The sequence below is a fragment of the Candidatus Methylopumilus turicensis genome (genome assembly GCF_000953015.1).
In the GTDB taxonomy this organism is placed as follows: Bacteria; Pseudomonadota; Gammaproteobacteria; order Burkholderiales; family Methylophilaceae; genus Methylopumilus_A; species Methylopumilus_A turicensis.
Map to the genome: position 1 here is coordinate 1492631 of NZ_LN794158.1, position 26105 is coordinate 1518735.

The following is a 26105-nucleotide window of genomic DNA, read 5'->3' on the forward strand; positions in this document are numbered from 1 at the left end:
TACTTCTTTAAGATTTTATCACTTCGGCTCGAAAATTATGGCTAACCCACGCTTTTACTGCGACCCCAAGACTTCAGACAAGCTTGCACTTGGCTCACAAATCAAACTTTCTGAAAGTGCTGCAACACATGCAACCCGAGCACTGAGGTTGGATATTGGCGCCTCAGTGATTCTATTTAACGGTGATGGCAATGATTATCACGGAGAGTTAACGTTCATTAAGAAAAATGAAGTCATCGCGAAGATCATCAGCTGCAAAGCAGTCAACAAAGAGTCCCCCATCAAGATCACTTTAGCGCAAGCAATATCAAGTGGCGACCGCATGGATTTCACCATCCAAAAAGCAGTGGAAATGGGCGTCACCGAAATTCAACCCATCGCCAGCCAACGCAGCGTCGTTAAACTTTCAGGCGAACGAGCCGAGAGGCGTCGTGAGCATTGGCAAAATGTTGTAAATTCAGCCTGTGAACAATCCGGCCGTGCTTTTGTGCCAACAGTTGCAATGCCTATGCCCCTTAACCAATGGCTAGCCAGCAAACCAGATGCAGAAACCAAAATCACACTGGCACCTACCGCCGAAGTCAATTTCAAACAGCTCCCAGCACCTAAAGGTAATATATGCCTTCTTGTTGGCGCAGAAGGCGGGCTCACTGAAGATGAAATTACCCTAGCCGAATCACAAGGCTTTACACCAGTACGCCTAGGAAAACGTATCCTTCGTACAGAAACGGCACCACTTGCTGCCATTGCCACCATGCAAACTATTTGGGGTGACTTTTGCGATTAACGCAATAAAACTCCGCTAAATTTGCATTTAAAACATTTTTTCATTAAGATATTGTTGTTCAAACAAATTTAGCAGGTGCTTTATGTCATTAGGTGCAGCCATCAGACAACAACGGAAAGCATTACACCTTACCTTGCAAGCACTTGCTGATGAGGTCGGTGCTGATGCTGGTAATTTATCAAGAATAGAGCGGGGTGAGCAAGGAATCACCGAGGTTATGCTGCGTAAATTATGCGCTGCTTTAAAGTGCAGTCCTGCGTTTTTGTACGCTCAATCCGAACCTAGCCAAGCACTCATCACCTCTGAAAAAATTGCGGATTACGCAATTTTTAACAAGCAGCCATTTCAAACGCCTTCAGCCCAAAGCCTCAATAGACCGCAGGAGTTCGTCAGTTGGTTTCGCTCTGTTGCACCTTACATCCATGCCTTTGGTGGAAAAACCTTTGTCATCGCGTTTGGAGGTGAAGTGGTCGACGATGGACAATTTGTTTCTTTATCCCACGACCTTAATTTGCTCGCGAGCCTTGAAGTAAGAATAGTGCTGGTGCATGGGGCTCGCCCACAAATTGAATCACGGTTAAAACGTGCAAATTTAGAAACCAAACTCGCAGGCGGCCTGCGAGTCACGGATGACGCAGCAATGGAGGTTGTTAAAGAGGCTAATGGCTCAATTCGAGTAGAAATTGAATCCCTGCTTTCGATGGGCTTGGTGAACTCGCCAATGGCGGGCTCTGATATTAGAGTGGCTAGCGGAAACTTCGTCACCGCAAAACCGATTGGCGTGCTTGAGGGCGTTGATCTACAACACACCGGGGAAGTGCGAAAGGTAGATGGCATGGCCATCCAAAAGAGATTAGATGATGGCGAGATGGTATTGCTATCTCCGCTTGGCTATTCACCCACCGGCGAGGCATTCAATCTTTCACTGGAAGATGTTGCCGTGAGCACTGCAATTGCACTGGATGCTGACAAGCTCATCTTCTTAATGGACTCTTCTGGGGTACACAATGCCAGAGGCGAACTCTTGCGGGAAATGACTGCGCAAAAAGCAAAAAATCTTTTGCAACACGTCAAAAAAAATCAGTCAGGCAATATCGAAGCAGACTTCCAAGAGACTCCAAACATCACTGAAGATGAAGCCTATTATTTGCCAGCGGCTATTCGAGCTTGTGACCACGGCGTTGCAAGAACACATCTAATTTGTAGGCATACTGATGGTGCAATTCTTCAAGAGCTATTTACCCATGATGGTATTGGTACCATGGTCACCGAAATGCCACTTGAATCAATGCGGCAAGCGGAAATTGATGATGTTGGGGCCTTATTGCAACTCATCGAACCCCTTGAAGCTGAGGGCATTTTGGTGCGTCGCGGCAGAGAGCGTTTGGAAATGGAAATCGAGCAGTTCTACGTGATGGAACATGATGGCCGAGTCATTGGTTGTGCAGCGCTTTATCCTTTTGCTGAAGAAAAAACGGCGGAGTTTGCCTGCCTGGCAATCCATCCGGCTTACCGCGGCGGCGGAAGAGGCGATAGGCTTTTTCATTATTGTGAAGCCCAAGCGAAGGAGCTTGGCTTCAAAACCATCTTTTGCCTCACCACAAGAACTGAACATTGGTTCTTGGAGCGTGGTTTTATTGAAAAAACAGTCACCGATTTGCCTGCCGAAAAACAGAAAATTTACAACTTACAAAGGCGTTCAAAAGTCTTTGTAAAAAAGCTCTGAGCATTTAACAAAAATGCAACGCCGGATAAGGTTTGTTTCAAGTAAAATATGAAGAAAATAATATGAATTGAGACAGACAATATGAGCAACGAAACATCATCTACACAAAAAGCGCAAACCCTTGCAGAAGCGCTGCCATACATTAAACGCTTCTTTGATAAAACTATCGTAATTAAATACGGTGGCAATGCAATGACAGATCCGCAATTAAAAGAGTCTTTCGCAAGTGATGTTGTGCTCCTCAAATTGGTTGGTATGAATCCTGTCGTTGTGCATGGTGGCGGCCCGCAAATCAACGAGATGCTCGATAAACTTGGGAAAAAAGGGGAGTTTATCCAAGGTATGCGTGTCACTGATGAAGAAACCATGGATATCGTTGAGATGGTGCTTGGCGGTCAAGTGAACAAAGAAATTGTGAACTTGATTAACCGCAAGGGTGGAAAAGCAGTTGGCTTAACTGGTCAAGATGGTAACTTCATTCATGCTGAAAAATTATTGATGGCCAATCTCAACAATCCGGAAGAAATGATTGATGTTGGCCAAGTGGGAGACATCACCAAAATCGACCCTAGCATTATTAACTTTTTGGATAGTGGTGACTTCATTCCTGTCATCGCACCAATTGGTGTGGGGCCAGATGGTGAAACTTACAACATCAATGCGGACGTAGTTGCGGGCAAGCTCGCTGAAATTTTAGGTGCTGAAAAACTTATCTTGCTGACCAATACCCCAGGCGTATTAGATAAGGATGGTAATTTGTTAACCGGCCTCACTCCTAAACAAATTGATGACTTGGTCGAAGATGGGACGCTTTCAGGTGGTATGTTGCCAAAAATTAGCTCAGCGCTTGATGCGGCAAGAAGCGGGGTGAAATCTGTGCATATTATTGATGGCCGCGTAGAGCACGCCTTGCTATTAGAGGTTTTAACCGATGATGGCGTGGGTACACTCATCAAAGCCAAATAATGCAAGATAGCCGACGTGTATGGGTGTTTGACCTCGATGACACCCTGCACGATGCCTCTTCTCACATCTTCCCCATCATGAACAAAGCCATGACGCAATACATCATGGAGACGCTAGATTTAGATGAACAGCACGCTTTTGAATTGCGTAAACATTACTGGCGCATCTATGGTGCTACCCTAAAAGGATTAATGCGCCATCATGGCGTTGATCCCTACCATTTCCTTTGCGAAACCCATGACAACATGGATTTAGAAAATATGGTCACGGAAATCAAACAGCTCAGACATTGCATTAAGCGCCTCAAGGGCCGAAAAGTAATTTTCACCAATGCCCCCATGAATTACGCCATCAGAGTTTTAGATACATTAGGCATTAATGATTTGTTTAGCCTGGTGTTTAGTGTCGAATCAACAAAGTTTCATCCCAAACCATCTGTTCGTGGGTTCAAGCAACTGCTCCGAGCAATCAATGCTGAAGCGAAAGACTGCGTGATGCTAGAAGACAACCTTCCTGCTTTAATGACGGCAAAAAGATTGGGGATGAAGACCATTTGGATTTCAAGAAAGCTAAAAAAACCAAATTTTGTCGACCTAAGACTCAATAACGTGTTAGCGCTTACTCATTCTAGAATATAATCTGAATAAGGCTTATACTAATAATCAAGAAACAACTTTAAGCACTCTTGGAGCATGTCATGGCAACAAAACCAGGCGAACGTAAACAGCAAATTCTTGAAACGCTGGCTAAAATGTTGGAAACGCCAACGCAAGAAAAAATCACCACAGCATCGCTTGCTGCACGATTAGATGTCAGCGAAGCAGCACTTTATCGACACTTTGCAAGCAAGGCGCAAATGTTTGAAGGCTTAATCTCTTTCATCGAGCAAAGCCTTTTTGGCCTCATCAATAAAATCACCACAGAAGAAACGGATGGCATGACCCAAGTGCGCCGTATCGTGACGATTATGTTGTTATTCGCTGAGAAAAATCCTGGCATGACACGCGTGCTGACTGGCGATGCGCTCGTGAACGAAGACAACAGGTTGCAACTTCGCATCAACCAAATGTTTGATCGTTTGGAGTCAACAATCAAACAGTCATTCCGCATTGCACAAACGCAAACTGGCAGAACAATGGATGCTGAGTCTCAAGCGAATTTGATGCTATGTTTTGTGATTGGTCGTTGGCATCAATTTGCAAAGAGTGGGTATAAACGCAAACCGATGGAGTTCGTACAACAGCAACTGAATTACTTAAATGGGGCGGAGTAATCCGCTAAAAAACCTGTTTGATTGCTTCTAAACGGGCTTCAAATACAGCCTGTTTAATTGCCTCCGGCGCAGCATGTCGTTTTGCGACTGCGCCGGCATCCACTGCCAACACAGCCTCTAGTAAGCCGATTAAAACCTTTGCCTCTGGACATTCAGCAGTTTCAAAGCCTGTTCTTCCTCGTGAATCACATTCACACGCCAATAGAAAATCTTTAAACCGCTGCGGCTGACGAATCGCATCCGTATCAATCAAAAACTGCAATGCGGTATCCGCTCGCATTTGCGAAACCTGATGCATTTTTCCGTGAAATTTTGCGACGATTTGGGCTAATTCTTTACACTCATTTGGCACACGCAGCCTTTTACTTACCTCTTGCAACAAACTGAGACTGCGAAGCTCATGCCCAGTATGTCTTGGCCACATTGCCTCTGGTGTAGTGCCTTTGCCTAAATCATGGGTGAGTGCCGCAAAACGTATCGGTAACGAGTAACTACAACTTGCGGCGTAGTCAATCACCATCATGATATGCACCCCTGTATCAATCTCAGGATGGTACATTTCAGGCTGTGGCACACCCCAAAGTTTATCAAGCTCAGGCATGATTTTTTTTAATGCACCACAACTACGGAGCACCTCAAACATTCTGCTTGGCTTGGCTTCCATCAAGCCTTTTGCCAGCTCTTGCCAAACTCTTTCTGGCACCAGCGCATCGACTTCACCGCTTTCAACCATATCGCACATCAACGCCATGGTTTCGGGTGCAACAACAAACTCGGTGAATCGTGCAGCAAATCTTGCAGCACGTAATATGCGAACAGGATCCTCACTAAACGCACTGCTTACATGCCTCAGAGTTTTATGCCTTAAATCATCTAAGCCATGATATGGATCAATCAGTTGACCATTCGCATCCTTGGCAATTGCATTAATGGTCAAATCTCGCCTTGCGAGGTCTTGCTCCAAAGTAACATCAGGGTCGGCATGAACTTGAAAGCCTTTGTAGCCTTTAGCCGTCTTACGTTCGGTTCTGGCGAGCGCATATTCTTCATGCGTCTCAGGATGTAAAAAAACTGGAAAATCTTTCCCTACTGCTTTGAATCCTAAATTTTCCATTTCAGGCGGTGTGCTACCAACGACCACAAAATCTCGATCTTTCACGGCAAGGCCAAGTAGCTCATCGCGCACAGCACCGCCTACGCAGAAAATCTGCATGTTATCTGCCAGCCCTTGTGCGGAAACGGTTATAAGCATTGCGTGGGTTATCATCACTTAAATAATCGGGCACGATTGTTTCAAGCGCAACTGGCTGGAAGCCTAAGCACGCTGGAAAACTTGTCACACAAATACTATCCACTTCCATTGAACGCACGTTATCCCTTGTCATAAGCTTCACGGGCAACAACTCCATTGCAAAAGCTTGTAGATAGGAAAGCATATTATTAAGGCCAATAATCGGGCGCTTCTTGCCCAAAGTATTCGCCACATAAGTCACCAATTGGCGCAATGTGTAGATTTTAGGACCGCCCAAATCGTAAGCTTTCCCATAAGTATCAATATTATATAAACTCGTCACAAAGGCCTTTGCAACATCCTCAACATAAATCGGTTGGAATTTAGCATTTGGTTTTGCCAGCAGAATCACTGGCAAAATCTTCACGAGTGTCGCAAAAAGATTAATAAATCCATCACCACGGCCAAAAATAATCGATGGCCTAAATACCGTGATATCGAGATTTTTATTTGCGCGAAGCACAGCCGCCTCACCTTCAGCTTTTGACTTTAAATAAGCACTTGGTGCTTGCTGAGAAGCTTGTAAAGCGCTCATATGCACTAGCCTTTTAATCCCTAATTTACTACATAGCTTGGCTAAACGTGCTGGCAGTAATGCATGTATAGCATTGAAGCTGGCTTTTTTACTATTGTGTAATATGCCGATCAGATTAATAACAGCATCTGAGCCCTTAAGCGCGTTAGCAAGCGCGGCATCATCCATCACGTCACACTCAACCACATCGACATTGGCCAATAAAATAAGATGTTTACTGGTCTCACGCCTGCGCGTAAGGACTTTGACCCCATGCCCTGCCAGGCTCAATTGTCGAACAATTGCGCTACCAACAAATCCTGACCCACCCAACACACATACTTGCTTCATTCTATTGCGAACCTTTACTGTTTTTTATCATGGATTAACCATCAACATCATCGTTGGCGATTATATTCCCATCACCAATAATTACCCCTAATCTTTGTTTCAAGCTGATCGATTTTGTTCCTAAGCGATTTGAATAAAAACAAGTATTCGCCATCACCTTTTGGACGTATTGACGTGTTTCCAAAATAGGAATGGTCTCAGCGTAGATTGCACCTTCCATCGGCTTCTTTGGTGCCCAATGTCTCGCATTGCCGGGACCCGCATTATAAGCAGCCGTTGCCATCGCTGCCTGCCCACTCATCAAATCCAAGGTGTAGCGTAAATAATAAGTACCTAGCTTTACATTCGTTTCGGTCTGGTGAATCATCGTTTGTCGATAATCGTTAAAGCCAGCGCGTTTGGCTATCCATGCCGCCGTAGCAGGCATGACCTGCATTAAGCCTGAAGCGCCAACACCAGACTTTGCGTAACTGACAAAACGACTTTCTTGACGGGTTAAGCCATAGACCCAGGCTTCATCCAATCCATAGTCTTTGGCAAAAGTCTGCACAGTTTCGCGATAAGGTGCTGGATATCGCAATATAAAATTATGCACAAACTTAGTCTTTTCAGCGGTACTAATCGCCAAATCATACCAAGCTTGGCGCATGGCTAGTTCTGCGGCAGCCAACATTTGCTTATCGTCATAATCTTTGGTTGCCCAAGCCCATTCAGCACGACTTTCCCATCGCATATCCAGCTTCTGCAACTCAAGTGACCTTTGAATGGCGGCTTGATTTTGTACTAACTGCACTTCATTTTCAGTAGGCACATAATTGCTTGGTGGATTAGCAATGACCTCACCCAGCTCATCCTTTGCCAGCAATCCATAATAGGTGTGTTCACGCGAAAGCGGGAGAAGAATGGCATTCGCTTTAGTCGTTGCATTTTGCGCTTTATAAGCACGCGCCTTCCAATAACGCCAAACCTGTTCTTCTTGCTGAGTGGGCTGCATATCCTCAATCGTTGATAAAACGATAGTCCAATTTCGATCCAGCAATGCGGCTCTTACTTTCCAAGCGATTGCATCTTTTTCAAGTTCGCTATTGTTCACTTTTGCATAAAGATTTAATGCTTCAGCATCATGACGTCGCGCAGCCTGCATCGCTAAACGTCCCCACATGTAAGCCTGCTCATCAGCCTCAAACTGAACTATGTATTTAGACCAAGTGCTCAACCCCTCATCTAACTTGCTACGCGCCAACTTATCGATCGCGTATAGATTTAATGCACGGCCTAAATGGCTTTTAAATGGGATGATTTTCTTTTCTAATGCCAATTGTGGGTTTTGGTAAACCACATCAATGAGCTTCATTTCCAGCTTGGATAGATTGCTGTCACGCTGAATAATACTTTTAGCTAGTGCGATTTTTCCCTCTTGCATTGCTAATCGAAAACGTGACCAAATATCGTCCTGCGTGAGCACCTTAGATGCCTGCATCAAATCAAACAAACTCTCACAATTGGCCGGCTGCTCGGCAGCACTCATCCATAGCGCCTTACCTTCCGTCAGTGCGATCAGATCCCCTTTTTTTGCACGCCCCTCCAAGGAGTAACACGTCACTGCTAAGTCATCGCGTTTAAAGTTGATCAGCTCTGCAAAAAACGTTTCCCAATCCTGTCGCTTAGCCAGAGTTTTTAACCACTCACCACGCACTTTGTCAGCAAAGGGATAATCGGCATATTGTGATAAAAAATCGCGTACGGCGCTCTTATCGCTACTACTCAAGGTAATTAACATAAGCCAATAATCTGCATACGGCGCCAGGAGATAGTTCTGAGCATGCAATTGACTCGCATCATCAGTAAGCGCTTTGACATTTTTAGATTGATAAGCACTTTGGGCGTGGGCGAATGTTTGCTCTGCACTCATGCCCCAAGCTGATGGCGTTGCAAAAAGAAAGATGCTGAATAATGTGGCCCAATGTTTCATTGATGTTTGAACAGTGACCTAAAAAATAGACGAGAGAAAAAAATGAGAGATAAGCGCTTCAAATAAACTTAACAATAAAATACAAACCTACCGCAATCAGTGCGTATTTTATAATTTGAATTAACAGGGTCAGGTATCTTCTGTCGCCTTTGATGAGGTAAGCGGCATAACAAATGACCACGACTAAAATGAGTACAAATAACAAAATGCGCGACATAAATGATTCTCACCTAAAGATATTGCAAAGCCGGCGACGCTGTCATCGGCGCTTGGAATCCGATTGGCGCCTCTTCAGCCTTATCGAATGTTGTATATTCCCAAGCATCGGCATCCGCCAATAGTGTTCTTAACAATTGATTGTTAAGAGCATGCCCAGACTTGTAAGCTGTGAAAGCACAAAGTAAAGGATGTCCGAGCACATATAAATCGCCAATGGCATCTAGGGTTTTGTGTTTAACGAATTCGTCATCATAGCGTAAACCATCTTGATTCAAGATGCGGTACTCATCTAACACAATCGCATTATCTAAACTTCCGCCACGCGCCAAACCCATCGAGCGAAGGGCCTCGACCTCATGCATAAAGCCGAATGTCCGTGCGCGACTCACTTCTTTGATATAAGAATTGTCTGCAAAATCAATCTTTACATTATTCCCTGTGTGTTCAAATACGGGGTGTGCAAAGTCGATGGTAAAGTCGATTCTAAATCCAAAGTATGGATCGAAACGCACCCACTTATCCCCATCACGGACTTCCACCGTTTTTTTTACTCGGATGAATTTTTTCGCTGCGGCTTGTTCAACAATGCCTGCTTGTTGCAGTAAGAATACGAATGGGCCAGAACTGCCATCCATAATCGGCACTTCCCCAGCGGACAAGTCTACGTAAATATTATCTATCCCTAGCCCAGCTAGTGCGGACATTAAATGCTCGACAGTGGCGACGCGCACCCCTTTGTGTTCCAAGGCTGAACACATCCGGGTGTCGCATACATATTGAGGTTGCACTTTGATTTCCGCTGATTCGGGCAGATCGACGCGACGGAAAACAATCCCAGTGTCAGGCAATGCAGGTCGCAAAGTCATGGTGACTTTTTCGCCTGTATGTAAGCCAACACCAGTGGCATTAATTGATTTTTTAAGGGTGCGCTGTTTCAGCATATTTACTTTTCTAATTTCACCTTAACTAAACCTAAAAAATCCTTTATGGCTTCTTGGTTAATGAAGAAGCCCTCTCAATAAAGACCAGCTATCGTGCTAAAAGCATAGCATAGATGCCGCACTCACTCACGAGTGCCATGTCCAAACCGCTAGGACAAGGCGCTAATGCAAGATCATTAATCCGCTTGTTTGCGTAAAAATGCTGGGATGTCATATTCTTCAATCCCGTCTTTTTTCATTGCATCGACTTGCGCACGACGACCACTATTTTGTGTGAATACAGCGGGCTCATCATCATCCATGTAACCTACATTGCCAGCACCAGTGTAAATAGGTTGATTAGTTGTACCATCGCGCACCATCGGCGTTGCTGCCATGACTAGTTTTGGTTTTTGCTGAGCACCTACGCCATTTAGACCGGTTGCAACCATCGTGACACGTAACGCATCACCCATGCTTTCATCAAACACGTTACCAATAATCACAGTTGCATCTTCAGCTGTGAATGAACGGATAGTGTGCATGACATCGTTATATTCTTTCATCTTGAAAGAGTGGCTAGCAGTAATGTTGACTAAAACACCACGTGCATTTGCCAAATTAACGTTCTCAAGCAACGGACTTGCGACCGCTTGCTCAGCCGCTAAAACCGCGCGGTCTGGGCCTGTTGCGATCGCAGAACCCATCATCGCCATACCCATTTCAGACATCACGGTACGTACGTCAGCAAAGTCGACGTTGACTAAACCAGGACAATTAATGATTTCAGCAATCCCTGACACTGCGTTATGCAGCACATCGTTTGCTGCTTTAAATGCATCGATAAATGTCACATCATCGCCCAACACTTCCATCAACTTGTCATTCGGGATAATAATCAGAGAATCAACATGCTTAGAAAGTTCTTCCAAGCCATCTGTTGCCACTTTGCTTCGTTTACCTTCAAATGCAAATGGCTTAGTCACCACCGCAACGGTCAAGATACCCATTTCTTTCGCAACTTCAGCCACGATCGGTGCGGCACCCGTTCCTGTACCACCGCCCATACCGGCCGTGATGAACAACATATCGGCGCCGTCAATGATTTCAGCAATACGATCACGATCTTCTAATGCAGCTTCGCGTCCAATTTCCGGTTTCGCACCAGCGCCCAAGCCTTTAGTGATATCCATACCGATTTGCAGTACAGTTTTCGCTTGGCTCTTTTTAAGCGCCTGCATGTCGGTGTTTGCGCAAATAAATTCTACGCCACCCACATTTTTTGCGATCATGTGTTCAACAGCGTTTCCGCCGCAACCACCCACGCCAATCACCTTAATAACGGCTTCTTGGTTTTCATTATCCATAATTTCAAACATTGTATTTCTCCTTGAGATCTGCCTAAACTAAATTACTTCTGCCTTTACTTCTACTTCTACTGCTCACCACTAAAAATTACCCTGAAACCAACTTTTCATTCGCTCAAGAATGCGACCGAATGAATTGGCATCTAAACCTACCTGAATCTGTTGTGCGACTTGTCGCTTACCAATTAACAGCAAGCCTACGCCAGTTGCGTAACGTGGATTACTGACCACTTCTGATAAGCCACCTACGTATCTTGGTAAACCCATGCGCACCGGCATATGGAAGATTTCTTCTCCTAACTCAACCATCCCCTTCATCATTGATGAACCGCCTGTAATCACGATGCCAGAGGCAATCATTTCTTCTAGGCCACTGCGACGTAACTCAGCTAATACAAACTCGTACAACTCAACTACCCGTGGCTCAATCACCTCAGCCAAGGTTTGCACGGAAAGTTGACGTGACTCTCTTCCATCAGTCCCTTGCACTTCCACGACTTCACGCGGGTCCGCCAATTGGCGAAGAGCACAACCATGTTTAATCTTGATATCTTCTGCAGACTGCGTTGGCGTTCTCAAAGCCACCGCAACGTCGTTAGTGATTTGATCACCGGCAATTGGAATCACCGCGGTATGACGAATTGCCCCTTGTTTGAATACGGCAATGTCTGTAGTACCGCCACCAATATCTACCAAGCACACACCCAGCTCTTTTTCATCCTCAGTCAAGACGGCCTCACTTGAAGCAAGTGGCTGAAGAATTAAATCAGTGACCTCTAAACCGCAACGCTTAATACTCTTCACGATGTTTTGAGCAGCAGCCACAGCACCAGTCACGATATGGACTTTTACTTCTAACTTCATGCCACTCATGCCCAGAGGTTCACGCACGTCTTCTTGACCATCAATGATGTATTCCTGCGTCAGAATATGAAGAATCTGTTGGTCTGAAGGCAAGGCAATCGCTTGCGCAGTTTCAATCACGCGCGCCACATCAGCCTGAGTCACTTCAGCATCTTTAATCTTCACCATGCCACGCGCATTAATACTTTGCACATGGCTACCTGCAATGCCTGTAAACACGTTTTTAATCGTGCAATCTGCCATCAGCTCGGCTTCTTCGATGGCACGCTGAATCGCATTCACAGTGGAGTCGATGTTAATCACCACGCCTTTTTTAAGGCCTCGTGAAACGTGCTGTCCAAGGCCAATCACATTCATACTGCCATCCGCCATCAGTTCCGCAACAATTGCGACCACTTTAGATGTACCGATATCCAAGCCAATAATGAGGTTTTTCTCTTCTTTAGCTTTACTCATTGTGTTTCTCCACTTTTCTTAATTAGCATTTTTGATTCTTATTGATTCGTTTAAACAATCTTGCCTGTTGCACTCACTAAGCCTTCGCCTTTTTTATCTCAGCTTTTTTTACACCACGTTTACTTTGTTCTTTTTTAATCGGCGCTTTTCTTCCTTCATCTTTGCGCAGCGGCTCACTTTTAATATTGCTCAACTTTTGTTCTTTAGGAGCTGCATTAACCACCACTGGCTTAAACGCGGCTAACGCCATCGGACTTCTTACCGCAAAACCACTGGGGTAACGTAAATCCACATAATTCAAATCCCCTTTTAAGCCAGCATAGGTTTTGCGATAAACCTGCATAAATCTCGCTAAACGCATATCCATTTTTTCCCGGCCTAATGAAATCACCATGCCATTGTTGGTCGTCACCTGCCATGAGCGCCTTGGCGTTAATGTCACTTCGGTCAGTTTCATGTTCGCGGGCAAGATTAACGCATTAAATTCACCATAATGGGCTGCCACTTCTTTTACACCATCCCCTGGACCATAAAAAACAGGTAAATCAGCATCTGAAGCTCCGTGAAAGATTTCGCCATGCGTATTCACCAGTGCAATGTTTCCCCAGCGCGCTAAAGCCTGATGCTCCTCAATCATCACCTCTAGGCGATTTGGCCAACGCCGTCTCACGCTGACATTTCTTGCCCAAGGCAATTTCTCAAATGCTTGGCGTGTCCGAACTAAATTCACCGTAAAAAAATTACCTTGCAGATAACGGCTAGCAATCAACTTCACTTGCTCACGCGTCACATGCTTTAACTCACCTTCTACGCGCACTTCATTGAGTGGAAATATCGGCAAGTGCACCACGATATAAAGCGATCCATAAATGAATAATACGAATGCCAGCGCAAACAGCGCATTTGCAATCCAATTCAAAAGATTGGGTTTATCCCACACGCGTTTTCGCTCCGTGCTGTGCTATTGCCAAACTCAAAATACGTTTCACTAAGTCACCAAATGGAATCCCTGCCGCTTTTGCGGCCATTGGGACCAAGCTGTGATCTGTCATGCCCGGACTGGTATTCACCTCCAAAAAGTAATGCTTGCCCGCTTCATCCATCAAGAAATCCACACGACCCCAACCTGTGCCACCAATCGCTTTAAATGCCTGTAAAGCTTCCGCTTGTATTCTGGCTTCTTGTGCTGATGGCAAACCACATGGGCATAAATACTGCGTGTCATCACGTAAATATTTAGCCTCAAAATCATAAAACTCATTCGCAGGCACGATGCGTACAATCGGTAAAACTTGGTCGCCCAAAATACCCACTGTATATTCGCCGCCGCCTACAAATTGCTCTGCAATGACTAGCGGGTCTGATTTAGCTGCCAATTCATAAGCGGCTTTCAAACCCCCTGCTGTTTTAACTTTGCTAATGCCAATGCTTGAGCCTTCGTTAGCGGGTTTGACGAAGAGTGGCAAGCCCAGTTTTTGCTCAATGGCTGCAAAATCAGAATCTGCACTGACGACTTCAAATGCCGGCGTTGTTACACCTGCTGCGTGCCAAATTAACTTAGTACGCCACTTATCCATGCCGATAGCTGAAGCCATCACGCCAGAGCCTGTATATGGGATGCCGAACAACTCCAAAGCGCCTTGCATGGTGCCATCTTCACCAAAGCGACCATGCAGCGAAATAAAAGCCGCGTCATATTGTGCTAAGTCATGCAATGGGCGAGTCGCTGGATCAAATGCTTCCGCATCGATGCCTTGCGCTTGCAATGCAGCTAACACAGCCGAGCCGCTCTTGAGCGAAACTTCACGTTCGCCTGATTTTCCACCCAATAAAACGGCTACTTTTCCAAATGTCTCACTCATCATTTCTCGCCTACTTTGTCACCTAACAGATGCACCTCTTGATGCAAGCTAATTCCAAACTTTTCTTTGACCGTATCGCGCATCAACACGATTAATTGCTCAATATCATCTGCGCTGGCATCGCCTAAATTCACAATAAAATTAGCGTGCTTTTCTGAGACTTGCGCACCGCCAATTTTGTAGCCTTTTAAGCCACAAGCCTCAATCAATCTCGCCGCATAATCACCCTCTGGGTTACGGAAGGTTGAGCCCGCGTTCGGCAAATTCAGTGGTTGCGTTGCCAATCTTTTTGCGAGTAAGGCTTTAATCTTTTGCTCAGCGGCTTCGGCATCACCCGATGGCAATTCAAACCAAGCACCAACAAACCATTCTTTAGCCACTGGCATGGCTACATGGCGATAGGTCGCTACAAACTCAGCCACATCCCGTTCATGCACTATGCCTTTTGCATCAATCGTCAACACGCGCTTTACGCTATCCCAAGTTTCGCCACCATGACAGCCAGCATTCATCGCCAACGCACCACCCACAGTGCCAGGAATACCAGCCCAAAACTCACCACCTTGTTTGCCTTGTTTTGCGGTAAATCTAGCCAACTTGGCACACGTGACACCCGCATCGGCATAAACCAAATTGCCTTCCATTTGCAAAGTGTTGAGCGCGTTGTGAAGCACCACGACCGTGCCGCGCACACCCGCATCTCTTACCAACAAATTCGAACCCAGACCCACAAAATGTAAAGGCTCATTAGCATCCAAAGTTTGCAAGAAAGCACTTAAATCATCCAAGCTCACAGGAATATACAAACGATCTGCTTTACCTCCCACGCGCCAACTGTTGTAACGAGTCATTGCCTCGTTCAACAACAAACTTCCTTGTGTTTGGGCTTGTGCCATCACTTGCATAAATCCCTTGTTAAACTTGCAACCTGACCGATCGAACCAGCCCCCATCACAATCACTACATCACCGTCTTGCACTATGTTCGCAATCGCTTGTGGCAATTCAGTCGTGGTTTCTACAAAAAGCGGCTCCACCTTGCCGGCCACACGCACAGCTCGCACCAATGAGCGGCCATCTGCCGCGACGATTGGCGCTTCACCGGCCGAATAAACCTCTGTCAGCAAGACGGCATCTGCGCTTGAAAGCACTTTCACAAAATCTTCAAAACAATCACGCGTTCTGGTGTAACGGTGCGGTTGGAAAGCTAAGACGAGTCGTCGATTAGGAAATGCACCGCGCGCCGCCGCAATCACCGCTTGCATTTCAACTGGATGATGTCCGTAATCATCAATCAACGTGAATGCGCCGCCTGCTGGCGCTTTTACTTCGCCGTAACGCTCAAAGCGACGACCGACGCCTTTAAATTCCTTAAGCGCTTTAATCATGGCCGCATCAGGTACATTCAGCTCGCTCGCAATCGCAATCGCTGCTAATGCGTTGAGCACATAATGCTTGCCTGGTAAATTCAAGGTCACATCAAATTCAGTAGTCACACCATTAATACGTTGCACGGTAAAGCGCATTTGGCCATTATCTGCGACGACATTAATCGCTCTCACACGCGCAGCTTCACTAAAGCCATAAGTCATGACTGGCTTGGTAAGCCTAGGCAAAATTTCGCAGATATTGGCATCATCGACACACACAACCGCCATCCCCCAAAATGGCAATTGCTGAACGAAGTCCACAAAGGCAGTTTTGAGCTTGTCGAAGCTATGCTCATATGTGTCCATGTGGTCAGCATCAATATTGGTGACCACTGCCATCACTGGTGTGAGGTGTAAAAATGAGGCATCGGACTCATCTGCCTCAGCCACGATATATTCCCCCGTGCCTAATTTTGCGTTGGCATTCGCTGATTCCAACTTGCCGCCAATGACGTAAGTTGGGTCCATCCCAGCTTCAGCTAAGATGCTCGCTATCAAACTCGTAGTGGTTGTTTTGCCGTGCGTCCCCGCAACAGCAATCCCTTGTCTAAAGCGCATCAACTCTGCCAGCATCAGTGCACGCGGAACCACCGGGATCTGACGTGCACGCGCTTCTTTTACTTCTGGGTTGGCTTCATTGACCGCACTTGAAACCACGACGACATCCGCATCCGTTAAATTCTCTTTTTGATGGCCTTGATACACCGTTGCGCCTGCGGCCTTCAATCTTGCTGTGACACTGTTGCTAGCTAAATCCGAACCTGTGACGTTAAAACCCAAGTTCACCAGCACTTCAGCAATACCGCTCATGCCTGAGCCACCGATACCGATGAAATGAATATTCTTCACTTTATGTTTCATACGGCTACCTCCATGCAAACACTTGCCACATCCGCCGTGGCTGACGGCTTACCTAAAGCACGCGCTTTATTTGCCATGCTTAAACAACGCTCACGGGTTAATGTCGTCAAAATATTCACTAGTTTTTCTACTGTTAATGCTTTTTGTTGTACCAAAAAAGCAGCCTCATACTCTGCCAAATAAGCGGCATTCGTGGTTTGATGATCATCCACTGCAAATGGAAATGGCACCAACAAACTACCCAAGCCTACTGCTGATAATTCCGCTATCGTCATCGCACCTGCGCGGCAAATCACAAAATCAGCCCATGTATACATTTCAGCCATATCCTCTATAAAAGCTCGGCAATCGGCTTCTAGGCCATGTTGTGCATAGTTACTTTTCAACACTTCAATATGCTTGATCCCAGCCTGATGAATCACGACTGGTCGTTTTTCGGCAGGTATCACTGCCATCGCCTGTGGAATCAAATCGTTGAGTGCTTGCGCACCTAAACTACCGCCAACCACCAATAACTTAAGCGATCCTTCATGCGTCTCAAAGCGCGTTAAGGGCTCAGCTAATGTGGCAATATCTGCACGGACTGGATTGCCAACTACGTTCGCTTTATTAAGCGCTCCAGGGAAAGCTGCCAAAACCCGTGTTGCGATTTTTGCCATCAATTTGTTAGTTAAACCAGCCACCGAGTTTTGTTCATGTATCACTAATGGTTTGCCAAGTAAGCGTGCCATTAATCCGCCTGGGAATGCGGCAAATCCGCCCATACCGAGCACCACATTCGGCTGATGTTTGCGTATTGCACTAAAGCTTTGGCTTAAAGCTTTAGCTAACTTAATTGGCAACAACACCCAGCCTAGCAAGCCCTTACCACGCACGCCTTGCATGGTGATCATGGCTTTCGCATAGTTTTTACCTTCTATTAAACGGTTTTCCATGCCGCCTTCAGTGGCAAGCCAAACGACATTCCAGCCTTGGGCTTTCAAATGGTCAGCCACAGCCATCGCAGGATAAACATGACCACCTGTGCCGCCTGCCATCACCATAAGCGTTTTGGTACTCATACCTGAATACCCTTAAACAAACGTTTATTTTCCCAATCAATACGGAGTAATACCGCCATAGCAACGCAATTCGCCAAAATACCCGTGCCGCCAAAAGAGAGTAGCGGCAACGTTAAACCCTTGGTGGGTAACAAGCCCATATTCACACCCATATTGATAATGCTTTGCACGCCAATCCAAACACCAATACCTTGTGCTAATAAGGCGGAGAAATACTGCTCATTACTCACGGATTCTTTCGCGATTTTGAATGAGCGCACCACGACCCAAGCAAACAAACCAACTAATGCCGCTACGCCGATAAAACCTAGCTCCTCTGCAATCACCGCCAACAAGAAGTCGGTATGTGCTTCTGGCAAATACATCAATTTCTCTACACTGCCTCCTAAACCCACACCCAACCACTCACCCCGCCCAAACGCGATGAGCGCATGGGTCAGCTGATACCCTTTCCCAAAAGGATCTGCCCATGGATCCATATAACCGACAATCCGTTGAAGGCGATATGGCGAAGTCAAAATTAAAATGATGAAACCAATCACGAGCAACACAAGAAGTCCACCAAAGATTCTTAAATTGATACCACCCAACCACAAAATAGCAATCGAGATGGAGGCGATAACAACGAACGCACCAAAGTCAGGCTCTTGCAATAACAAAAATGCTACAAATATCATTACAATCAACATTGGTGAGAAGCCCTGTTTGAAACTATGCATCAGCGCTGCTTTTCGCGTGGTGTAATCCGCTACGTACACTGCCGCAAAAAACTTCATCAACTCTGAGGGTTGTATTTGAAATAGCACCAACTTAATCCAACGACGACTTCCTAGCACTTTATGTCCGATTCCTGGCACTAACACTAAGATAAGCATCCCCAGACCAACTAAAAATAATGGTGTCGCATACTTCTTCCAAGTACGTATTGGCACTTGAAAAGCAATGCCAGCAACCACTAGCCCGACCACTAAAAATCCTGCATGACGCACCAAATAGTAAGAGGCTTGATGATGAGTTAAAGACTTACCCTCTGCCCAAGAAATCGAGGCTGAGTAAACCATGACCATGCCAAACGCAAGCAAAACTAAGGTGACCCAAAGTAATGCTTGGTCATAACTTTCACCCGTAATTTTGTTGCGATTGTTCAACATTGGCATCATGCGGCTGCCTCCTCGTTTGCAAGCGCTTTAACGCTTTGAACAAAGACTTCTGCACGATGAACATAATTGCGGAACATATCGAAGCTAGCACAAGCTGGTGAGAGTAAAACAGCATCGCCTGATTGCGCTAAGGCATAGGCTTGCTTCACTGCCTCTTCTAAGCTTTCTGCCCGCACCAAATTCACCTGCGTACTTTTTAAAGCATCTTCAATATTCGGCGCATCACGCCCAATCAACACAACTGCACGCGCATTTTTAGCCACAATTTCAGCCAGTGGTAAAAAGTCCTGACCTTTGCCATCACCGCCTGCAATTAACACAATCTTCTTGGGGTCATTTGGACCAACTAAGCCCTGAAGCGCTGCATAAGTGGCCCCCACATTAGTACCTTTTGAGTCATCGTAAAAAGCCACATTTCCAATATTTGCAACCCATTCCACCCGATGCGGCAAGCCCTTGTATTCACATAAGGCGTTCAGCATGGCGGATTGCGACACACCAATCGCCTCACATAAAGCCATCGCCGCTAACGCATTGGCCGCATTGTGAAGCCCTGCAAGCTTCATGGCTTGTGTGCTTAATAAAACACTTGCGCCCTTCATTAACGCCGGAATACCGGCTTGTGTTGCTACACCAAAATCTTCGGCATGAGTGGCTTGGTCTAAACCAAAGGTCACGCAAGCGCGGCCTTTTATCGCCATGTTCATGCTCCAAGCATCTTGACGGTTGAGCACTTGCACACCAGATCCTGCAAAAACACGAGCTTTTGCTTGTGCATAATCGACAAGACCGTGATAACGATCCATGTGGTCTTCACTGATATTGAGCACTGTTGCAGCATCTGCATTCAAGCTAGAAGTCGTTTCAAGCTGAAAACTAGAAAGCTCGAGCACATAAACATCAGGCGTCTCATCATTAAGGGTATCTAATACTGGCAAGCCAATGTTTCCCGCGACCACTGTTTTTAAGCCTGCGGCTTTACACATGTCACCTGCCAAGGTTGTCACAGTGCTTTTGCCGTTTGATCCAGTAATTGCGATGACTTTGGCACTTGCGGGTTTGTATTGCGCAAACAGCTCAACATCACCCACGACTGGCACACCACGCTCAAGAGCGGCTTGCACCAGAGGCTCAGCTAATGGCACTCCTGGACTAATGACAATTACTTCAGCTTGATTAAATACGGACTCGCTAAAGGCTCCGATACACACGTTAACGTCTGGCATTTCTTGTTTTACGATTTCAACACCAGGGGGTATTTCACGTGTATCAGCCACAGACAAACGGGTGCCTTGGCCACGCAGCCAACGCAAGGCCGAAAGCCCCGTGTCGCCAAGGCCTAGCACCAACACCTGTTTGTCGTGTAATTCGAGTTTCATCGTATTTTTAAACTCGCCAATCCAACTAACACCAACATCATGGTAATAATCCAAAAACGTACTACTACTTGCGTTTCTTTCCAGCCTTTTTGTTCATAGTGGTGGTGTAAAGGTGCCATTAAAAAGATTCGACGGCCCTCGCCGTATTTCTTTTTCGTATATCGGAAGTAAGTGACTTGAATGGCAACAGATAAGGTCTCCACCACGAAAACGCCCCCCATCACAAACAAGATGATTTCTTGACGCACAATCACTGCCACTGCACCAAGTGCCGCACCTAAAGCCAGCGCGCCGACATCCCCCATAAATACTTCTGCTGGATAAGCGTTAAACCACAAAAATCCCAAGCCTGCGCCTGACATGGCTGCACAAAACACCATCAACTCACCGGCGCCTGGCACATAAGGAATACCTAAGTATTTGGAGAAAAATAGGTGGCCTGTGACATAAGCAAAAATCGCCAAAGCCGCGGAAATCATGAGCGTTGGCATAATCGCCAATCCGTCCAATCCGTCTGTTAAATTCACAGCATTGCTGCTCCCCACCAACACCAAGTAGGTCAACACCACAAATCCCACTGCACTCATTGGAAAAACAAGGTGTTTGAAAAAAGGCACATAAAGTGTCGTTTCAGCTGGGATTGAGGCTGTTTGCACCAGATAAATTGCTACGCCAAAACCAATCGCTGACTGCCAAAAGTATTTCGCTTTTGCTGATAAACCTTTTGGGTTGCGGTACACCACTTTGCGCCAATCATCGACAAAGCCAATAATCCCAAAGCCTAAGGTGGTGAATAACACCACCCATACATAACGGTTACTTAAGTCAGCCCACAGCAACGTTGAAATGGCAATCGCCACCAGAATGAGTGCACCACCCATGGTGGGTGTCCCCGCTTTAATTAAGTGGGTTTGCGGGCCATCATCTCGCACAGACTGCCCCACTTTATATTCGGTCAATTTACGGATAAGTTTGGGGCCAATCACAAATGAAATGGCTAAGGCCGTCATTGTGGCTAGTACCGCACGCAAGGTGATGTAGTTAAATACATTAAAGCCGTGAATGTCGTGCGCTAACCAGCGTGCAAGTTCTAGCAACATGAGTGATTTTCCTTGTGATTATTTGTGTTTGCCAATTGAATTGCATCAACCACGCGCTCCATCTTCATCGAGCGAGAGCCTTTCACCAGCACAGTCACTTGATCAGTCAGGCTTTGCGTAAGCAAAGCAGTCAATGCCTCAATGGATTCAACATGCGTAGCGTTTTCACCGAAGGCGTCTGCTGCGTATTGACTGAGCTTGCCAAATGCAAAAAACTTTTCAATGCCTGCGGCTTTAACATAAGCCCCAATCTCGGCATGCATCATTGGGGCATCATCCCCAAGCTCAGCCATATCGCCCATCACAAAAATGCGTTGGCCCTGGCTGGCTTTTAGAACCTCTACGGCGGCCTTCATTGATGATGGATTTGCGTTATACGTATCATCAATCACCTTGGCACCAGCGAGGCCTTGTTTCACCTGCAAACGACCTTTTGCGCCAGCAAAGCAGCTTAGTCCTGATGCAATATTTTCCAACGACACATTTAATGCCAACCCAGCACTAGCTGCTGCTAACGCATTGCGTACGTTGTGCAAGCCTGGCGCAGGCAATGTCAATGACACCTTGCCCATGGGGGTGAGCAATTCAATCTCGCTGCTAGACTCTCCCAGTTGGTACGTTGCGGAAACGTCTGCTTTCTCGTTTAAACCAAATGTCATTTGTTGATGCTTGCTTGCTAACTTTTTCCATAAGTCGACGAAGTCATCATCGGCATTGATAATGGCCGTGCCACCATCGGCTAAGCCTTCAAAAATTTCACCTTTGGCTTTGGCAATGGCCTCAAGACTTCCAAGCTCACCAATATGTGCCGAACCCGCGTTATTGACCAAAGCAATGTTTGGCTTTGATAATCGCGTTAGATAGGAAATCTCACCCGCATGGTTCATGCCCATTTCAAGGACGGCATAACGATGTTGATCGCAAAGATTAAGCATCGTCAGTGGCAAGCCAATATCATTATTAAAATTGCCTTGTGTCGCCAATACGCTCGCATCATCACCAGCGGATTGTTTCAAAATGCTTGCCAGCATTTCTTTAACCGTTGTTTTGCCATTGCTTCCAGTAATCGCGACTACAGGCATCTCAAACTTGGCACGCCAATGCGCTGCCAAATCTCCAAGCGCTAAGCGCGTATCTTTTACAAGAACTGCAGGGCTGGCATTTGAAGCCTGAGAAACAAGCACTGCCGATGCACCTTGTTCTAAACTTTGCGCGACATATTCATGACCATCAAAGTTTTCACCTTTAAGCGCCACAAATAGCTGGCCTTTTTTAATCGCGCGGCTATCTGTACCTACGCAGCAAAACTCAACATCATGGCCGACCAATTGGCCACTTGTTGCCAAAGCCACTTCAGATAGGCGCATCATGCTGCCATCTCCTGCAAGATCTCATTGGCTACTTGCATATCGCTAAATGGATATTTCACGCCCGCAATTTCTTGATAATCTTCATGGCCTTTGCCAGCAATCAAGACAACATCCCCTTTTTTGGCTTGATGAATGGCATATTTAATGGCTTCAGCACGATTTTCTATACTGGTAGCATGATGGCCAGCACCACTCATTACCGCTTGAATAATGCTGGCAGGTGTTTCATTGCGCGGGTTATCGGAAGTCACAATCACCTGGTTCGCAAGATCAGCAGCGACTTTTCCCATCAATGGACGTTTGCCTTGATCTCGATCGCCACCGCAACCAAATACGCATATCAGCGCTGAACTTGGGTTTAACTGGGCCCGCAATGATTTAAGGACTTGCGCAAGCGCATCTGGAGTGTGTGCATAATCCACAACAATAAGTGGGTAATTACCGCCGCCCAGTTGCTGCATACGTCCAGCCACCGGCTGAATCACTGAGATCGTCTTCACCGCATCGACCAAGGCCACATCTGAGGCTAACAATGTTGCCAGCACAGCAAGGAGGTTGTAAGCATTAAACTCACCAATGACAGCAGCATGAATAGTTGCCTCACCTTTTGGCGTGATCACTTCTAAAGTCATCCCTACGTCGCTCAACTGCATGCTTTTTACTGCAATATCATTTGTACCGACATCGCCTTCATTCAAACCATATGTCATGACTTCTCTGCCTTGGGCGGAGAGTTCTTTGGCAAGGGTTAAGCCAAATGCGTCGTCACGATTAATGACCGCTGTTTTTAGACCTGCCCAAGTAAATAGCTTCTTCTTGGCTTCGCCATAGGCTTGCATATCACCGTGATAATCCAAATGATCACGCGTTAAATTAGTGAATACTGCGACATCAAAATTGACGCCGTTGACACGGCCTTGATCCAAGCCGTGCGATGAGACCTCCATCGCAACTACCTTGGCTTTTTGTGACCAATATTCAGCTAACAGATGCTGAAGAACAATCGCATCAGGCGTGGTATTGATTGTTTTAGATAGGTCGCTTAATAAACCATTGCCCAAGGTACCGATCACAGCGGCTTGTTGACCAAGCGCAGTAAATGCTTGTGCCAGCCAATGACTGCAAGTCGTTTTACCATTTGTCCCCGTAACGCCGACCATCCAAAGCTGGTCGGATGGTGCGCCGTAAAACTCGCTCGCTATTGCACCAACTTGATTTTTCAATCCTAAAATTGGCTGATTCGGAATTTTCCAAGCGTCATCCCATATAAATCCATCTTTTTCCCACACAACTGCAGACGCACCTTGGTCAATCGCTTGTGCAATATATGAACGTCCATCTGCCACATCGCCTTGATAAGCCATGAACAAGCTACCGGCTTTTACCTGACGGCTATCTGCTGTGATGAACTGAATATCGGCTTGCGCTTTTAGTGATGTAAGCAGGGTTTGCATTATGTTGCCTCCTTCACATCAGGCAAATCGACCGGTGGCAAGATCACGTTATTGTTGGGTGCATCTTGTGGAACACCCATCATCCGGAGCGTCGCCCCCATGACGGCACTAAATACTGGAGCCGCGACAATACCGCCGTAATATTGACCGTTGCTAGGCTCATCAATCATGACTGCCACAATTAATTTAGGATTACTTGCGGGGGCCATGCCCACGAAAGATGCAATATATTTATCTTGATAACCGCCGATGCCGGGCTTATGCGCCGTGCCTGTTTTACCTGCTACGCGATAACCCATGACTTGTGCTTTCGGGGCTGTACCCCCTGCTTGAACAACCGTTTCAAGCATATCGCGCACACTGAGTGCTGTAGCGGCTGAGAATACTTGCTGACCAACCGCAGGCTCTTTAGATTTAAGCAGCGTAACAGGACGTAACTCACCTTCATTGGCAAATACCGTATAAGCCCGCGCCAGCTGTAATAGCGTGACACTAATACCGTTGCCATATGAAATAGTGGCCTGCTCAATGGGATGCCATGTTTTATAGTTTCTTAACTTGCCAGCCGCTTCGCCAGGGAAATTGACATGCGTGATGGTGCCGAAACCTAATTGATTAAAAATGCCCCACATATATTGTGGTTCAAGTGATAGCGCAATTTTTGCAGACCCAACGTTAGAGGACTTCTGAATGACCTGCGCTACCGTCAAGGTGCCATTCGGATGGGAATCATGCACCGTTGCCGTGCCAATTTTATAAGTGCCTGGTGCCGTGTCTATCTTGGTGTCGGCATTATATTTTCCTGTTTCCATCGCAGCTGCAATGGTCATCGGCTTCATGGTAGATCCCGGTTCAAACAGATCCACAATCGCTCGATTCCTAGATTTTGCAACATCTTTGCTTGGATTGTTTGGGTTATAGGCTGGCAAATTAACCATGGCTAAAATCTCACCCGTTTTTGCATTTAAGACCACTGCCGCACCTGCTTTTGCTTTGTTCTCTTCCACAGCCTTAGCTAATTCACGATAGGCGAGATATTGCACTTTACGGTCGATAGAAACGACCAGGTCGCGTCCGTCCTGAGGCAATTTAACCGCTTCTAAATCATCGACAATATGCCCTTGTCGGTCTTTGATGACGTGCCGACTTCCTGGCTTGCCAGAGAGCCAAGGCTGATATTGCAACTCAAAACCTTCTAAGCCTTTTTCGTCAGATCCTGTGTATCCAACCAAGTGTGCTGTGACTTCACCCGCTGGATAAAACCGCTTGTATTCACGCTGCATGTACACACCAGGAATATGTTGTGCCATCACATGATTGGCCAGCTCCGGAGAAATGCGTCGTTTAAGATAAATAAAATCTCGATTTTGGTCAGCCAGCTTGGCTGAAATGTCTGGCGCCTTGAGCTCCAGCAGTTGTGCCAATTTCTCAACTTGCTCTTTGCTCACCACTGCATCGGCAGGGTTTACCCAGATAGACTCAACGGGCGAGCTAATGGCTAAAGGCTCACCATTGCGGTCAGTAATCATGCCGCGATGCGCATAAAGCGTCATGGAGCGTGTTGTTCTTGCATCTCCCTGCTTTTGTAAAAAGGTGTGTCTCATGCCCTGCAGAAATACGGCGCGCCCAATCAATGCGGCAAAGCCCAGCAATATCAATACCAACAGTAAGCGACGTCGCCACTGTGGTAGTTTGATGGTTTGCTGAACAACGGCCATTTTTC

22 protein-coding genes are annotated in these 26105 nt (G+C 46.3%); 5 read left to right on the forward strand and 17 right to left on the reverse strand.

Going from position 1 to position 26105, the window contains the following annotated elements; translation table 11 throughout:
* The first annotated feature begins 37 nt into the window (after positions 1-37).
* The 5 genes from BN1209_RS07520 (at position 38) to slmA (ending at position 4752) form a co-directional block, all read left to right on the forward strand.
* Positions 38-787 carry a 16S rRNA (uracil(1498)-N(3))-methyltransferase gene (locus BN1209_RS07520; protein WP_045751627.1) on the forward strand — a complete coding sequence of 250 codons (750 nt, stop codon included), beginning with the start codon at positions 38-40 and terminating at the stop codon, positions 785-787.
* An 82-nt stretch (positions 788-869) separates the two neighbouring features.
* Positions 870-2513, forward strand: coding sequence for an amino-acid N-acetyltransferase (gene argA / locus BN1209_RS07525; RefSeq protein WP_045751628.1), 1644 nt, complete (start codon positions 870-872; stop codon positions 2511-2513).
* A gap of 81 nt (positions 2514-2594) precedes the next feature.
* On the forward strand, positions 2595-3479 hold the full coding sequence (argB, locus tag BN1209_RS07530) for an acetylglutamate kinase (RefSeq protein WP_045751629.1): 885 nt from the start codon (positions 2595-2597) through the stop codon (positions 3477-3479).
* Positions 3479-4117, forward strand: coding sequence for a pyrimidine 5'-nucleotidase (locus BN1209_RS07535; RefSeq protein ID WP_045751630.1), 639 nt, complete (start codon positions 3479-3481; stop codon positions 4115-4117). The genes argB and BN1209_RS07535 overlap by 1 nt, the downstream gene beginning before the upstream one ends.
* Before the next feature lie 59 nt (positions 4118-4176).
* Positions 4177-4752 carry a nucleoid occlusion factor SlmA gene (gene slmA, locus BN1209_RS07540; RefSeq protein WP_045751631.1) on the forward strand — a complete coding sequence of 192 codons (576 nt, stop codon included), beginning with the start codon at positions 4177-4179 and terminating at the stop codon, positions 4750-4752.
* 4 nt (positions 4753-4756) lie between these two features.
* On the opposite strand, the gene BN1209_RS07545 is transcribed toward slmA, so the two are convergent.
* The 17 genes from BN1209_RS07545 to BN1209_RS07625 all read right to left on the reverse strand — a co-directional run bounded on the left by BN1209_RS07545 (position 4757) and on the right by BN1209_RS07625 (position 26100).
* Positions 4757-5965 (reverse strand): multifunctional CCA addition/repair protein, encoded by a 1209-nt coding sequence (locus BN1209_RS07545; RefSeq protein WP_045751632.1) that lies wholly within the window; start codon positions 5963-5965, stop codon positions 4757-4759.
* Position 5966: 1 nt separating this feature from the next.
* A complete protein-coding gene (locus BN1209_RS07550; RefSeq protein ID WP_045751633.1) occupies positions 5967-6908 on the reverse strand; it encodes a complex I NDUFA9 subunit family protein in 942 nt (313 codons plus the stop codon).
* A gap of 34 nt (positions 6909-6942) precedes the next feature.
* Positions 6943-8880, reverse strand: coding sequence for a lytic transglycosylase domain-containing protein (locus BN1209_RS07555; protein WP_045751634.1), 1938 nt, complete (start codon positions 8878-8880; stop codon positions 6943-6945).
* Positions 8881-9110: 230 nt separating this feature from the next.
* Positions 9111-10040, reverse strand: a complete 930-nt coding sequence (lpxC, locus tag BN1209_RS07560) for a UDP-3-O-acyl-N-acetylglucosamine deacetylase (protein ID WP_045751635.1) — start codon at positions 10038-10040, stop codon at positions 9111-9113.
* A 176-nt stretch (positions 10041-10216) separates the two neighbouring features.
* Positions 10217-11398, reverse strand: a complete 1182-nt coding sequence (gene ftsZ, locus BN1209_RS07565; RefSeq protein WP_045751636.1) for a cell division protein FtsZ — start codon at positions 11396-11398, stop codon at positions 10217-10219.
* A 69-nt stretch (positions 11399-11467) separates the two neighbouring features.
* Positions 11468-12706 carry a cell division protein FtsA gene (gene ftsA, locus BN1209_RS07570; protein ID WP_045751637.1) on the reverse strand — a complete coding sequence of 413 codons (1239 nt, stop codon included), beginning with the start codon at positions 12704-12706 and terminating at the stop codon, positions 11468-11470.
* Between the two features lie 76 nt (positions 12707-12782).
* Complete coding sequence (locus BN1209_RS07575) at positions 12783-13625, reverse strand: cell division protein FtsQ/DivIB (protein WP_320408764.1); 843 nt, start codon at positions 13623-13625, stop codon at positions 12783-12785.
* 10 nt (positions 13626-13635) lie between these two features.
* Complete coding sequence (locus BN1209_RS07580; protein ID WP_045752061.1) at positions 13636-14568, reverse strand: D-alanine--D-alanine ligase; 933 nt, start codon at positions 14566-14568, stop codon at positions 13636-13638.
* Complete coding sequence (gene murB, locus BN1209_RS07585) at positions 14568-15464, reverse strand: UDP-N-acetylmuramate dehydrogenase (protein WP_045752062.1); 897 nt, start codon at positions 15462-15464, stop codon at positions 14568-14570. Before murB ends, BN1209_RS07580 begins: the two co-directional genes overlap by 1 nt.
* Positions 15464-16858, reverse strand: coding sequence for a UDP-N-acetylmuramate--L-alanine ligase (gene murC, locus BN1209_RS07590; protein WP_045751638.1), 1395 nt, complete (start codon positions 16856-16858; stop codon positions 15464-15466). The genes murB and murC overlap by 1 nt, the downstream gene beginning before the upstream one ends.
* Positions 16855-17919 carry an undecaprenyldiphospho-muramoylpentapeptide beta-N-acetylglucosaminyltransferase gene (murG, locus tag BN1209_RS07595; protein ID WP_045751639.1) on the reverse strand — a complete coding sequence of 355 codons (1065 nt, stop codon included), beginning with the start codon at positions 17917-17919 and terminating at the stop codon, positions 16855-16857. The genes murC and murG overlap by 4 nt, the downstream gene beginning before the upstream one ends.
* Entirely contained in the window at positions 17916-19079 is a 1164-nt protein-coding gene (ftsW, locus tag BN1209_RS07600; protein ID WP_045751640.1) for a putative lipid II flippase FtsW, read from the reverse strand. The genes murG and ftsW overlap by 4 nt, the downstream gene beginning before the upstream one ends.
* Positions 19076-20458, reverse strand: a complete 1383-nt coding sequence (gene murD, locus BN1209_RS07605; RefSeq protein WP_045752063.1) for a UDP-N-acetylmuramoyl-L-alanine--D-glutamate ligase — start codon at positions 20456-20458, stop codon at positions 19076-19078. The genes ftsW and murD overlap by 4 nt, the downstream gene beginning before the upstream one ends.
* Complete coding sequence (gene mraY, locus BN1209_RS07610) at positions 20455-21558, reverse strand: phospho-N-acetylmuramoyl-pentapeptide-transferase (protein ID WP_045751641.1); 1104 nt, start codon at positions 21556-21558, stop codon at positions 20455-20457. Before mraY ends, murD begins: the two co-directional genes overlap by 4 nt.
* The gene (locus tag BN1209_RS07615; protein ID WP_045751642.1) at positions 21549-22928 is read right to left on the reverse strand and encodes a UDP-N-acetylmuramoyl-tripeptide--D-alanyl-D-alanine ligase; all 1380 of its coding nucleotides are present in this window, start codon (positions 22926-22928) and stop codon (positions 21549-21551) included. The genes mraY and BN1209_RS07615 overlap by 10 nt, the downstream gene beginning before the upstream one ends.
* On the reverse strand, positions 22925-24382 hold the full coding sequence (locus BN1209_RS07620; RefSeq protein WP_045751643.1) for a UDP-N-acetylmuramoyl-L-alanyl-D-glutamate--2,6-diaminopimelate ligase: 1458 nt from the start codon (positions 24380-24382) through the stop codon (positions 22925-22927). Before BN1209_RS07620 ends, BN1209_RS07615 begins: the two co-directional genes overlap by 4 nt.
* Positions 24382-26100: a peptidoglycan D,D-transpeptidase FtsI family protein gene (locus BN1209_RS07625; protein WP_045751644.1), complete on the reverse strand. Its 1719-nt coding sequence runs from the start codon at positions 26098-26100 to the stop codon at positions 24382-24384. The genes BN1209_RS07620 and BN1209_RS07625 overlap by 1 nt, the downstream gene beginning before the upstream one ends.
* Between the last annotated feature and the right edge of the window lie 5 nt (positions 26101-26105).